Origin of the sequence: Bacillus sp. FSL P4-0290 (genome assembly GCF_037975435.1) — a bacterium.
Lineage (GTDB): Bacteria > Bacillota > Bacilli > Bacillales > Bacillaceae > Bacillus > Bacillus subtilis.
The window spans coordinates 4,008,296-4,021,761 of the sequence record NZ_CP150253.1; the positions used below are offsets into that span (position 1 = coordinate 4,008,296).

The window sequence follows — 13,466 nt, forward strand, 5'->3', positions numbered from 1 at the left end:
TCTCATTATACTCTAATTGACGAAGGCATATGTGTTTTGTCGAAAATATGATGTGTTAAAAGCCATCGATTCCCTGGCGTTTTAGCTCCTGAACAGCCAATCGTGCCAGTGCGTCGGCCCCCGCGCGGTTCGGATGCAGCGTATCTCCATCCATATAAAGCCCGAGTGTTCTTTCCGGACCGATCGATGTAAAGTATGCCGAGCTGAGGACATTTAAGTCAATGAGATGTGTTTTTTCCTCTTCGGCCAAAGCCAAAATAGAGGCCCTGTACCATCTGTTTACAGACGAATGGATGCCTTCAGAAGTAAAATCGGTCGCCCGGCCCTGAGGCGTTGACAGGATGACGTCGGCTCCTTTCGCTTTCACCTGACGAATCATATCACGCATCATATCTTTAAACTCCGCTTCAGATTCATTGTGCTTTGGATTTGTGTCATTAATTCCAAGCTGCAACATAAAATAATCCCCCGGTTTAATATACTTCAGGATCGCCTCAAGCTGTCCATCATTTCTGAACCCTCTCGCGATCTGCCCGCCGGACGCCATGTTTCTCACTTGAAAGGTGTGTTTATCGATATAGTGAGGCAGCATCTGCCCCCAGCCCGCCTGCTTGCTGCTGTTGAGCGGATAATAATTGCACACCGTCGAGTCGCCGCCGACATAAATGGTTCGGTTCGTCACCGGCTGATCAGACAATTTCTTTATTTTCAAGGCGCTAAGCGTAAAAGCGGTGCCGGCTTTCCCCTCTGTCACCAGTAGATTCAGCTGCCCGTCGGTGACAGGAATTTGGAACGTATCCTCCGCGCCATCCCCTGTCATATTGATGACCTGAAACACGCCCTCCGCCGCCACACTGGCCCTTGCCGTATTGCCAAGCGTCACCTTCACCTCATAAAGGCCATTCGGGAGATCCACATTAAACGTGTTATTGCTTTTCGTCCCATACGCTAAAAACTGAACCGCATCACTCTTCACACCAGCCCCGGATGCCGCCACATCCCTCATATTCTCCGATGTTTGAAAACCGTAGCCCTTTGACCGGTCATACCGATCAGATGCCCTGACACCAATATAACCAGGCTCCACCGAACCGATTCCAAAGTCAAATTGATACACCTTCGGCTCCGCCGCCTTCACACTCTCATTCCCGCCAAAACACAGCATCAGCATCATCACAAAAACCGCTGCCATCCATTTTTTCATCAAGACTCCCCCTCTATGAAAACGCATACATTAATGCATACTCGATGATTGTTTCTTTATGATGACTGAATGCAGAAAAAAATGGCGTTGAAAAATAAAATTGATGTGCCATATTTAAAAAGGGGGTCTCAAGCAAAAAAAGGGGAAAATCAGTGTGACTTCTTGTCACACTTGATCACATCCCAACCTCCGCAATAGAAACTCATCTGATCTTCTTGATCATACACATAATAACGGAGTCTTTCCCATTGATCGTCAGTCGGTTCAATCTCCAACTCAACCGCATCGATGGATTCAAGGTCATCCAGCTTTGATACACTAATGTCTTCAAACCGCAAATGAATGTCACAGGTTTGAGCTGATAGTTTTAATTCAAACACAGGAATTTGAATATAACGATCATCTTCTTTCATATAGAAAGAAAACTCGTTTAATGTAAATGGACCTGTATCCTCATCAGAAAGATGCTTTTTCAATTTCTCGTATTGTGTGATATTCAAATGAATTCCTCCTATTTTTAGTTACCTCCAACCATATAGATCTCCGCAGCATCGTATTCAAACCATATGATCCGTTCGCCTGAGTCCGTTAGGCATTGGAGCTTCCCTTCTGAAAAATAGCTTTTATCCGGTTGAGGATCAGTGATCAGAAAAACATCATCATTGATGGAAGCTAACAGAAAGAGAAGTCCTGCAATGTCACAATCTGCTCTCTGTAATATGGATTGGAAATGGAGTTCTCTTTTCGCTAGTTTTATCACCTTGTAAGCATAACCTTCAAAGTACTCGGACAGGTCTTCTATAAATGAACCAGTCGTTATTACCTGTATCATGATTCGATCGTAGGCAAGCCCTGCCCAAAAACGATAAAACGACTCTGCATCTTCAAGTTCGCATGACATAACGGTTTGGTCAGACTTAAGCTCGATCATGTCCAAATTGCCAATACTGCTTATAGAGGTTATTTCCATAAAATCTTCCCCTTATCAGTTGGATAGCGCAACGCAAATCTCTTGTCTGACTTGTTCATACAAGAGAATGTTGATGATACAGATCCTTATCGTTTTTGATCATATCCGGAAGTATGTCAGGATACAGCTCAAAAAAGCTTTTCTCCAACGAACGCCGCTGATGCCCGGACATCCTTTTATTCGCCAGCACATAATCCAAACTGCCATCAACTAGCATAAAAAACTCATAGATTTCCGTTTCAAAGCCGTACAATTCATCAGGATACGGCTTTTCTTCAAGCACTTGCTGTCTTTTTTTCAGCTTTTGAAGCACGTTGATCCTCTCCCTCCGCAACAAACTCATTTATCTTGAAACAGGATAGGCGGATTATTATCTATCGCCTCCAACAGCTCTTCACCAAACACAGTGATTGTCAATTTCCACGGGTCTCCCAAAAGTCCCCAGGAGAAGTCCTGATGAAAAAAGAAATAATAGTCTCCATTTGGAAATACGGGAACAGGCCATTCGCCAAATTCATCCTTAGGCATTGCCTGATGAGGACTAAAGGTATATCCGTCATGCTGCCAATCTAGTGCGTACATTACATCGTTCTTTCCAGTACCTAATTGAAATGCTTTTAAAATAGAAGTCTCTAAATCACTTAGCACTCCGCTCACATCATTATGACCAGCTTTACTGCTCATCGCGCTTGAGATATCAAACACTCGATATGGATCAGGCGGGATGATGTGATGACATCTGCTTCCGGGCTTCCATTTTATGATCTTGTTCACTTCTGACCAGATGCGGTCTTGTTTTGTCTGACTTAAAGCGCGCCAATTCATCATAATCTCATCCCTACACCTTATTGGATATCCTGCTTATAAACACCAGAAGAGGCCACTGCGTAAACAGCGTTGCTTGTCAGTTTCAGCTGTTGAATGTCTAGGGCTTCACCGTTCGAGTCACAGCATGTTATCTCTTCCATCTCTTGACTCACATCGGCAGAAATCAAATAAAGAGACGACTCAAGCTCTTCACTGTAACAATTGAACGTCCCAACCAAAAAACCTTCTTCAGATATCGCAAGCTGATAAAATGCTTCTGAGTTCGGCTCTTTATCCGACAGAATCCATACCCGTCTCACGACCGTGTCGTCTTAGTTTTTAAATTTGCAGAGTATATATAATCATTACTATCGCTTTTTAATACCAACTAAGTTTTCAATATATTATATGCTCTATTGTTTTATATTTTTTTTAAGCCAATCATAGTCATTAAGAGTTGATATTTCATCAAAATAGTACATTCACTTTTCCTTTTACTAATTGAGAAAGCTTTTTTCCGTACCAATAATTTGAAATAACTGTATTATTGATTTAACATGTTAGCTTCATTGGAATAGGATTACAATATTTTTCTGGAATGTTTATGTTATTTTAAGAATCAAAAAAAGGCCGCATAGGCCTTTTTACATTTTCTATTATTACATTTGTTCAATATCCGTACCCTCAGCTGTCACATTCGCCTTCCCCTGCCTCCTGACAAGCGTCAAGGCCATGCCCGCAAAGATCAGCACGATGCCAAGCGTTTGATAGAGGTCAGGGCGGAAGCCTGTGAATACGGTATCGAGCACGATCGCGACAGCGGGGTCGAGAAATACAATGATTGAAATAAATTTCGTTGATAAAAATCGTAAACTGTCAAAAAACAACAAATATACAATACCCGTATGGATGATGCCGGTAGATACCACCATAATCCAGTTTCCCTGAGATAGGTCAGCAAAAGCGCCAAAGTGAATAAACGGAATCAGGATGATAACCCCTAAACCCGTCTGCAAGAAGGTGGTCGTGTAAGGACTGAGATTGTGAATACCTTTTCCCAATAAAGTGGTGAACGCATAAAACAGTGCGGCGAGAACGGCCCATATGATCCCTGATCCCATCAGCTGTGTCAATGAAGTGCTGCCGTTAATCCCTGAAATCAGCGCAGTTCCCAGAAAGCAGATGATAATGGAGCTGACGGAGATCACATTTAATTTCTCTCTGTAGAAGAAGCTCCCCAGAAGAAGAACAAGCACCGGCGCTAGATGATAAACGGAGATGGCAATTGTAACAGACGTTTCTTCAAAAGACTTAAATAAAAACACCCAGTTGAATACAAGAAAGAAACCGCACGCCAATGTTTGCAGCACGTCTCTCTTGCTCCATTTTTCAGTTTTATACTGGCCGGACGCCAGCCAGCAAAGGCCTAAAAACAGCGTCGCGCAAAGGCAGCGGACAAAGACCAATTCAAATGACGGCAGATTGGTATGCTCTGAGAAAAAGCCGATGGAGCCGAAAATCACCATAGAGATGACCATTTTGATTACGGCTGTTGATTTTTGTTTTGGTGTGATTGAGAGATCTTGCTGCATCAAGCGTATTCTACCTCCAATTATGTATAGGGAAAAGCACCCCAACTGCAAGGTGCTTTTCCTTTTTTTATAGTTTCTTGCCGGCCGTCCAGCCGCCGTCTATGACAAAGTTTGAACCTGTAATAAAGTGCGCCTCATCAGAAGCCAAATACTTCATACAGGAAACGATATCACTCGGCTGCCCCCACGTATGAAGGGCATGGTTATCCTTGATCAGCTGAACCATTTCATCGTCTTGAAAATACTCTTCCGTTAATTCTGTTTGGATCACGCCCGGTGAAATGCTATTCACCCTGATCCCCTTTGATCCGAACTCCATAGCGAGCTGCTTCGTCAGTCCGATGATCGCATGCTTGGAAGACACATAGGCAGCCCGCGCAGGCTCTGCCATCAGCCCGGACACAGAGGCGATGTTGATTATACAGCCTCGTTTTCCCAGCTTTGACCACAGCCTTGCCGCGTCCCGAGAAAGAATAAAGGCTGCCGTGAGATTAATGTCTATGACTTTTTTGAATGATTCTGCTGATAATTCAAGAACAGGGGTGATTTCCCTTATCCCTGCTGCATTAATTAAGATGTCCGGAATCAATTGGCTTTGTTCTAGCTTTGGCATCAAAGATTCCGCCTGCTGAACATCAGACAAGTCTGCTTTTTCCATGTAAAAGTCACTGTTTACTATAAATTCTGACATTTTATTCGTTTGAATATCTACTCCTACAACCCGAAAGCCTTCTGCTAAAAATTGCTTTACCGCTGAAAAGCCGATTCCGCTATTTGCCCCAGTTATCATTATATTCTTTTTCTTCATCATTTTACATTCTGCCTTTTTTCATTTTGGTAATTTGTAATAATCTGAATATTATTATTTGACAATATATTACAAATAATTTAGCATTGCACTACATCCTCTATTTTCCACATTTTCTATCATACAGGAAATTACTAAAAAAATCATCTACTTTTTAAGGAGAGATTCATATGGTTCAAGTTTCAAACGTACAAAAAGAGTTGACATCCGATATTTCTAAATATGCTTCTTTTTTAAAGGAAAACGGCTATTCGTATATCCCAGCAGATTTCTACCGGCAAAAAACTACAGACGCCGCAGTCCGCAAATTACAGCTTACATATGATGCTTTGAAAGCTGATCCTAAAGGAGGCGGCCGTTACAGAGCGCATTCCCGCTACATTTTGGCTCCTCACTCCGACACTCTTGAATTAGATCCGGATAATGGATATTTCCAATCAAAAGAATATAATTATGATGATGGCGGTATCGTCAGACAATTTGAAAAAATATCAGATGAGTTTCTACAGCATCCTGTAACGCGGCAAATGATACATTCAAATGTAGAAATGGCCCGCCAAACCGATTTTGTAGATTGGGAGAAAGAAGTGATCGTCGGGCTTCACCAAGTCAGATATCAAGTGACACCTGACGCGCCTTCATACAGCTCACCCATTTGGCTGCATCGTGACGATGAACCGCTTGTTTTCGTCCATCTGTTTAAACTGAGTGAGGATGCCATCGGAGGAGACAACTTAATTGCTCCGTCTGTTAAGCAAATTGATAAAGTGCTGCGGCTGACAGAACCGCTTGAGACACTTGCTCTCGGGCAAAAGGTCTTTCATGCGGTTACACCGGTCGGCACTGCCAATGCAGATGGCGCGCATCGAGATATATTATTAGTTACATTTTCTAACAGATAAAAAAAAGCGCCCAAGGGCGCTTTTTTTACAAATCTATCGAACAATCAAAACCGGGCATGTTGATAATTGAGACACTTTATGGCTGACGCTTCCAAGCATCATTTCTTTCAGGCCGCTGATCCCCCGGCTGCCAACTACAATCAGGCTGACGCCTTTCTCTTTTGCGTGATTTAGTATCTCATGCGCCGGCTCGCCATTCGCGTAAATGGTTTCAGCTTGAACGCCTTTTTCGGCTGCTTTTTCTTTTGCATTTTCAAGGATTTTCAGGCCCTCTTTTTTAACCTCGTTCCTGATTTCATCAATAAAGTGTTCAGGCACATAGACAATTCCCGTCAGAGAAGAAGTCGTGACGACGGCTTCTCTCCCCACATGAAGAATGCTTAGTTCCGCTTGCTGCTCTTTTGCCAAATGCACTGCGGCATCAAGCGCTTTTGCACTCATGTCTGATCCGTCAATCGCTACTAACATTTTGTTAAACATGCTCTTCCCGCCTTTCGGACTGTGGGTGGTTCATCTTTCTTTTTTATTGTCCGCCTGCATTTCGTTATTGTCAATTGAAGTGCATGAGCTTTCAAAAAATTGTCAGAGACTCTCTCCGTTTGTGGCGATGACCTGCTGATACCAGTTGAAGCTTTTTTTCTTGATGCGATTAAATGTTCCATTTCCTTCATTGTCCCGGTCCACATAAATGAAACCGTAGCGTTTTTTCATTTCCGCAGTAGATGCGCTGACAAGGTCAATTGGCCCCCATGATGTGTATCCGATTAATTCAACGCCGTCCGCAATGGCTTCGCGCACTTCAATTAAATGATCACGCAGATAGTTGATTCTGTAATTGTCCTGAATCGTGCCGTCCTCTTCAACCTTGTCTACAGCGCCAAGGCCGTTTTCAACGATGAACAGCGGCTTCTGATAACGGTCGTATAAGGTGTTGAGCGTGATGCGCAAGCCTTTCGGATCAATTTGCCAGCCCCATTCTGATGATTTGAGGTAAGGGTTTTTGACTCCGCCCAGCAGGTTGCCCCCTGATTTTGCAAGCTCTTCCGGATCTGTGCTCGCCGCCATCGACATGTAGTAGCTGAATCCAATATAATCCACAGTATGTTCTTTCAAGAGCTCTTCATCGCCTTCAGCCATTTCAATTTCAATATTGTTTTCTGCCAGATAGCGTTTTATATATCCCGGGTATGCGCCTCTTGCCTGAACATCTGAGAAGAAAAGTGTTTTGCGCTCATTCTCCATTGCCGCGAAGACATCCTCCGGCTTAGAAGTCATCGGATAGGTTGTCGTTGCCGCTATCATACAGCCGATTTTCGAATCCGGAATGATGTCGTGGCCCGCTTTGACAGCAAGAGCACTGGCCACAAATTGGTGATGTGCCGCCTGGTACATCGCGTTTAATTTGTTTTCTCCTTCTTCAAAGACAAGACCGCCTCCGGTAAACGGCGCATGGAGCACCACGTTAATTTCATTGAACGTCATCCAATACTTCACTTTGTGTTGATAGCGTTTAAAAACCGTTTTGGCATAGCGTTCATAAAACTCTATGACTTTGCGATTCTTCCAGCCGCCATAATTTTTCACTAAACCGAGAGGCATTTCATAATGAGAGATGGTTACGACAGGCTCAATATGATGCTTTAACAGCTCATCAAACAGATCATCATAAAAGCTGAGGCCTTCTTCATTGGGCTCCTCTTCATCGCCATTCGGAAAAATTCTCGTCCATGCAATCGATGTGCGGAACGCCTTAAATCCCATTTCTGCAAATAAGGCGATGTCCTCTTTATAACGATGATAAAAGTCAATCCCGTTGTGATACAGATTCAAGGAAGTCATTGATTCATCAAATGGAGACATGATCCCGTTCGGCGATACGTCAGCTGTCGAAAGCCCCTTACCACCCTCGTTATAAGCACCCTCCACTTGGTTGGCAGCAACTGCGCCGCCCCATAAAAATCCTTCTGGAAATCGTTTTGCGTTTGAACTCATATTGATCACCCCATTAGTTTTTTCAAGATAAAGCAAGCAGCGCTTCTTTTGTCTGTACTTTACCGATCTCTTTTACCGGCGAAAATGAATATTGGTCTGTGTTGGTCACGATCACCGGGGTAATGACGTCATATCCCGCGGCTTTGATTTGCTCCAGATCAAAGGACACGAGCGGATCTCCCGGTGCGACCTTGTCGCCTTCTTTGACGTGAGCCGTGAACCATTGTCCCTCCAGCTTCACCGTGTCCAATCCAATGTGTATGAGTATTTCAGCTCCCTGATCACTCGTAATGCCAATTGCGTGTTTTGTTTTAAAAATGGTGGTAACGCTTCCACGAACAGGCGACACAACTTCTCCTTCTTCAGGCTCAATGGCGAATCCTTTTCCCATGATCCCGGCAGAAAACACTCCGTCTTTGACTTCACTTAATGCTTTCACTTCTCCCTTAATCGGGCTGTGAATGATCTCTCTGCTGCCTTCATGCACTGCCGGCTGCTGGCTGCCGTCAGAAGGCACATCCTCGAATCCAAGCAAATACGCAGCTGCTGTTCCCGCCGCAAACGCAATCACAAGGCCGATCATCGCGTAAATAAACGTTGGGCCGATAAAGACAGGGATGCTCGGGAGACCTGCATTACCCCCGACGATATAGGAAGCAACACCCGTCATGCCGTAAAACGCGCCACCGGCTGCACCGCCAATCAAAGCGGCCGCAAACGGCTTTTTCAGTCGCATATTCACGCCGTACATCGCAGGTTCTGTAATCCCCATCAGCGCCGTGATGCTTGTGGTAAGCGCGAGTGATTTAAATTTTTTGTTTCTGGAGCGAAGGAAGACGGCAAATGATGCTCCCGCCTGCCCCATATTCGCCAAAAACATAGCCGGCAGTAAATAATCGTGGCCGTTTTGAGCGATGTTGTTGATCATGATCGGCACAAAGGCATAGTGCATGCCCGTCATAATGATTAAAGAGAACGTTCCCGCCAGCAAAATCATCGCCAAAAGCCCTGCATGATCAAACAAATAATTGACCCCAGAAGACAAGTATTCTCCTAAAATAGCGCCAAGCGGACCGACTGTAATCAATGTCAGCGGCACGACAATCAATAGCGTGAATGTCGGAACCACAATCAATTTGAGAGATGCGTGTGTAAAACGGTCAATCCATTTTTCTACGTACGAAGCAATCCAAATCGCCAGCAAAATCGGGATGACCGTTGACGAATAAGTGGCAGCGGTTACAGGAAGCCCGATAAAGGAAATCGGTTTCCCCGCACCGAGCAGGGCTGTCAAATCCGGATGCAGGATCGCCGCCGCAATGGCTGCCGCGACGTACGGATTGCTTCCGAATTTTCTCGCCGCACTCATCGCTAGCAGGAGCGGCAGGAAGTAGAACGCACCGTCACCGACAGCCGTCAAAATGACATGAACCTGGCTCTTCTCCGCCATCCAGCCAAACGTGACTGCCAGCGCCACAAGCCCTTTGATCATTCCCGCTCCCGCAATCGCAGGCAGAATCGGGGTAAACACACCAGAAATCACATCAAAGACCGCACTCAGCACATTCTTTTTCTGAGAGGATGAACCAGCGCTCTTTTCATCACTGAGATTGCTGTGCCGCACAATCGCCTGATACACCTTCGGCACATCGTTTCCGATAATGATTTGAAACTGCTCGCCGCTGATATTGGTGCCCATCACTTCAGGCAGCTGCTCCAGCTGACTGCGATCCGCCTTCGCGTTTTCATGAAGATTAAAACGCAGCCTCGTCATGCAGTGGATCACGCGCTGAACGTTGTCTTCACCGCCTACGAGTTGTAATATGTCCTTCGATAATTTATCATAATCCATGTGTATACCTCCTTTTTATGGGGGACTGCTGGATGAAAGGTGGCCGCCTTTCACCAGCTTTTTTTCTATCAAATGCTGCATCACCTCCTAAAAGAGAATAAAAAAAACCTAAATGACACAGATTGCGAGAGTCTCCTCCTGCACCTGCACCATTTAGGTTTTGCCTGCTTTCGCAGTAACAATCCTGACGGGTCGTTTTATTTGTTTGTAGGTATACTTTAGCACTAGATTTATCGGATGTCAACGCTTTCATTTTTGAGTTTTGACTAAAGGGAATTACTTATTGAGGACTGCTTTGTTATAGAGGGAAGCCATTTTGTATATTTTGTTTTATTTTTCTGAAAATACTATCAAATATATCAGCTGACTTAATATAAAAGTAAAAAACCTTGAAAGGCAATTTAGCCCATCAAGGTATATGTTTTATTTTTGACTATCCCTTTTCCATATACTTTCTCCGTCAGTTAAAAAAACTGCACTTGGCGGATCATCATAAAGTGAAATTTCAACTAATGAACCTTTCTTTTGTATTAACCAATTATATAAACTACTTTCTTCACTAGTAGGATGAGCTAAAATATCATTTACTTGAAATGTAACTGCATAATATTCGATAAAATTCACATCATCGTCATCCAACCCATTGTCTGTTTCAAAGAGTGTGTCTGGTTCACCAATAATCTTTAATCCACTATCCCACTCTATTATCAAGTCACTATCTTTATACTCTTTTAACGCTTTTATTAAAGGATCATATTCCATGTATATCCTCCTCAAGAGAAAAGTCTCTGCAATCATGCCGTGAGAGTCAGATTCTACAGAGGAAATCGCATGCTGTGTTTGTTTCAGTACTTTTTTGTATTCGTCGATAAACATGCCAAAGAAAAGGAGAAGGGTTTATGAATTAGCTTTATAAAAGATTATTTTTATTAAAAAACCTTGAAAGGCATATAGCCAGTCAAGGTATGATAACAATAACATTATATTTAGAAGTATCAACTACTTCACCTACTGATTTATCTGAGAGAATATCATAATTGTTTTATATATTCTTTCTAATAAAATAAGGCTATTTTAAAGTAACTCCACTCCAACTTGTTTGCAAAATTTAACTTTAAGTCTCTCTTCTTGACCCACATTCATTACCATAACTTTGTCATCTTTTTTTATACTTGTTACATTATTAAAATCACCTGTAAATACTATAGAATCATTAAATGTAATACTTAGACTACTCGTTTGCTTATATACATCTAAAGTTAAAATCACCTTGAAATTTTGGTCATCTTTGTAAGTATAAATTAATTCTCCATCATCTATATTGCCTGTTATACTCACCGGCTCACTTTGAAAAAGTTCTAATAGATCATATTCATCATACTTTATAAACATTTGTATTCATCCTTTTATTAATTATTTCGGTATAACTGTGATAACATCGCCTGCTTCATTTATTATTACTTTGACATCCAGTGTTTCATGAACAAACGTTCCGCTTCTATTACCAGGTATCTTTTTCGTATTCATTATAGCGTCTTCAATAACTGAAGGTGAAATATTTCTTGGGTCAACATATTTTTTGATAAAATCACTAAATTCTTTTGTTTGTGGTTTATATCCTAATTCTTCAGCTTTTTTAATTGCTCTACTTGTTAAAGTAGCTTTTACTTCAGGAATATCAGGTGCCATTCTTTCCAAAGCATGCTGAGAATACTTTCTTCCATTTATTTCTCCTCCGCCTTTTGACATGTTCCAACCAATTTCACCCTTACCCTTAGAAGCAACTTTATTAACCTCACCCTTACTTTCCTTCTCCGCAACATGTTTAGCCACATCTGTGACAACACGCTTCCCGCCTCGGACCGCCAATTTTTTAATAGCGCCCTGAGGACTTACCCACTCAATAAATTCATATTGAGTTCCGGCAAGAAACGAATCAATTGGCTTAGCTCCGCCTACTTTATCCTCTGGTATGTAAGACACTTCTTCTAGCCGCTTTTTCCCTCCAGCATAGAATTCTCTTACGATCTGGCCGTTTTCATAAACATAATATTTGCCGCCGACATAGTCGATGCTTGCAGTATTGCGAGTTAGTTCGTCAATCACTTCTATCGTATCTATCTTTTTTAATCTTTTATTATTATATAGTTTATCATTTATCACCCGTATGTCTCCATAGACTTTCGGGTGAGCTGCTGCTTCTTTCTGTAATACAGTTACGTTACTGTCATCAGCATGAATCTCACGCTCGATCTTCTGTTGTTTGCCATCCTTCATCACGATATCAACGTTGGACTGCTTATGTTTCTCTATTTTCTTCAGCATCATCTCCATCGGTGAATCATCCGGCTGCTTCATTTGCGAGTTAATGCCGCCGAAGGTTTGGTTGATGTTTTCTTCTTCCTGTGATTTCAGGATAGAGCCGCTTTTGTAGCCTGTGATTTCAATTTTCGGACCGGTATACATGGTTCCGAGCTGGTCTATATATTTTTTCATCGTTTGAAAATCTGATTTTGCGGTTTCTAATGCTTGGGTTTGCTGGCCGTCAAATTGAAAGAGCTTATTCAGGGTGTCTGAAATCAGCCGCTCAGCCTGTTCTGTTTCCATCCGAAAAAAGGAATCATTGACTGTCGGCAGGCTGACGATGTGATCGATGGCTGATGTTTGGCGATTGACTGCGTCAGTGAGCTGCTCTGTCACTTCTCGTGCATGCTTGACCCCATGTCTCGCATCGTGTGAGAGAAAAGCCTCTGCGATCATGCCGTGGGAGTCAGATTCTACAGAGGAAATCGCATGCTGGGTTTGTTTCAGCACTTTTTTGTATTCGTCGATAAACATGCCAAAGAAAAGGAGAAAAGGCTTGTGGCACTCCTCGTAAAAGGTCCGGATGGCATCTCCGCCTTTTCCTTTCAGCGCATCCTTCATGCCTGCCAGATGCTCAACGCTTTTTTCCAGCTTCTCCAGCTGTTGTTTTTGCTTGTCCAGTTTCTCAATCGTATGCTGAATGCCCTCGTGAAGAGCGTGGACATCTAATGTTTTCAATCCCTTGTCCTCCCGCGCTTTATTTCATGGAAGATGATATGTTTTCGTCCGTTTCCTTCATGGCGTTTACCGCGCTTTCCGTTTGTGCGATATGCTTGGCCAGAACAGACGCATATGCTTCAGTGAGCTCTTTGATGTCCTTATTTAATTGCTCGATGGACTTCACAACATTCAAATGGTTTCTGCCTGAGAGATGGCCGGGTAAGGAGGACTTGAGTTCAGCTGAATTCTTGAGCTGAGAAAGCCCTTGCTTCACTGTGCCATACACCATTTTAATTTCCTGTGCCATTTGTGCTC

Annotated in this window: 12 protein-coding genes and 4 pseudogenes; 1 reads left to right on the forward strand and 15 read right to left on the reverse strand. The window is 43.0% G+C overall.

Annotation, left to right across the window (positions count from 1 at the left end; translation table 11 throughout):
* Positions 1-55: 55 nt before the first annotated feature.
* The 8 genes and pseudogenes from MKY10_RS20955 to MKY10_RS20990 form a co-directional block, all read right to left on the reverse strand.
* Complete coding sequence (locus MKY10_RS20955) at positions 56-1,204, reverse strand: GDSL-type esterase/lipase family protein (protein ID WP_029726175.1); 1,149 nt, start codon at positions 1,202-1,204, stop codon at positions 56-58.
* A 371-nt stretch (positions 1,205-1,575) separates the two neighbouring features.
* Positions 1,576-1,704, reverse strand: a pseudogene (locus MKY10_RS20960) (hypothetical protein); the annotation flags it as partial.
* Between the two features lie 17 nt (positions 1,705-1,721).
* Entirely contained in the window at positions 1,722-2,174 is a 453-nt protein-coding gene (locus tag MKY10_RS20965; RefSeq protein ID WP_029726173.1) for a hypothetical protein, read from the reverse strand.
* A 15-nt stretch (positions 2,175-2,189) separates the two neighbouring features.
* Positions 2,190-2,487 (reverse strand): annotated as a pseudogene (locus MKY10_RS20970) (YxiJ family protein).
* A gap of 26 nt (positions 2,488-2,513) precedes the next feature.
* Positions 2,514-3,002, reverse strand: coding sequence for a DUF2716 domain-containing protein (locus MKY10_RS20975; protein ID WP_072692803.1), 489 nt, complete (start codon positions 3,000-3,002; stop codon positions 2,514-2,516).
* Between the two features lie 17 nt (positions 3,003-3,019).
* Positions 3,020-3,313 (reverse strand): annotated as a pseudogene (locus MKY10_RS20980) (DNA-binding protein); the annotation flags it as partial.
* A 327-nt stretch (positions 3,314-3,640) separates the two neighbouring features.
* On the reverse strand, positions 3,641-4,573 hold the full coding sequence (locus tag MKY10_RS20985; protein ID WP_048654828.1) for a DMT family transporter: 933 nt from the start codon (positions 4,571-4,573) through the stop codon (positions 3,641-3,643).
* Between the two features lie 67 nt (positions 4,574-4,640).
* Positions 4,641-5,384 carry an SDR family oxidoreductase gene (locus tag MKY10_RS20990; RefSeq protein WP_048654820.1) on the reverse strand — a complete coding sequence of 248 codons (744 nt, stop codon included), beginning with the start codon at positions 5,382-5,384 and terminating at the stop codon, positions 4,641-4,643.
* Positions 5,385-5,551: 167 nt separating this feature from the next.
* Between MKY10_RS20990 and MKY10_RS20995 the strand changes: the two genes are divergently transcribed.
* A complete protein-coding gene (locus MKY10_RS20995) occupies positions 5,552-6,283 on the forward strand; it encodes a 2OG-Fe dioxygenase family protein (protein ID WP_048654821.1) in 732 nt (243 codons plus the stop codon).
* 33 nt (positions 6,284-6,316) lie between these two features.
* On the opposite strand, the gene MKY10_RS21000 is transcribed toward MKY10_RS20995, so the two are convergent.
* From MKY10_RS21000 to MKY10_RS21030, 7 genes and pseudogenes are all read right to left on the reverse strand, one after another.
* Positions 6,317-6,763 carry a universal stress protein gene (locus tag MKY10_RS21000; RefSeq protein ID WP_003227162.1) on the reverse strand — a complete coding sequence of 149 codons (447 nt, stop codon included), beginning with the start codon at positions 6,761-6,763 and terminating at the stop codon, positions 6,317-6,319.
* Positions 6,764-6,865: 102 nt separating this feature from the next.
* Complete coding sequence (bglH, locus tag MKY10_RS21005; protein WP_048654829.1) at positions 6,866-8,275, reverse strand: aryl-phospho-beta-d-glucosidase; 1,410 nt, start codon at positions 8,273-8,275, stop codon at positions 6,866-6,868.
* Positions 8,276-8,297: 22 nt separating this feature from the next.
* Positions 8,298-10,127, reverse strand: coding sequence for a PTS beta-glucoside transporter subunit IIABC (gene bglP, locus MKY10_RS21010; RefSeq protein ID WP_048654822.1), 1,830 nt, complete (start codon positions 10,125-10,127; stop codon positions 8,298-8,300).
* 423 nt (positions 10,128-10,550) lie between these two features.
* A pseudogene (locus MKY10_RS21015) lies at positions 10,551-11,018 on the reverse strand (T7SS effector LXG polymorphic toxin); the annotation flags it as partial.
* 183 nt (positions 11,019-11,201) lie between these two features.
* Positions 11,202-11,519: a hypothetical protein gene (locus tag MKY10_RS21020; protein ID WP_015250872.1), complete on the reverse strand. Its 318-nt coding sequence runs from the start codon at positions 11,517-11,519 to the stop codon at positions 11,202-11,204.
* 21 nt (positions 11,520-11,540) lie between these two features.
* Positions 11,541-13,169: a T7SS effector LXG polymorphic toxin gene (locus tag MKY10_RS21025; protein ID WP_048654823.1), complete on the reverse strand. Its 1,629-nt coding sequence runs from the start codon at positions 13,167-13,169 to the stop codon at positions 11,541-11,543.
* A gap of 19 nt (positions 13,170-13,188) precedes the next feature.
* Complete coding sequence (locus MKY10_RS21030; protein WP_003218942.1) at positions 13,189-13,458, reverse strand: YwqI/YxiC family protein; 270 nt, start codon at positions 13,456-13,458, stop codon at positions 13,189-13,191.
* Positions 13,459-13,466 lie beyond the last annotated feature (8 nt).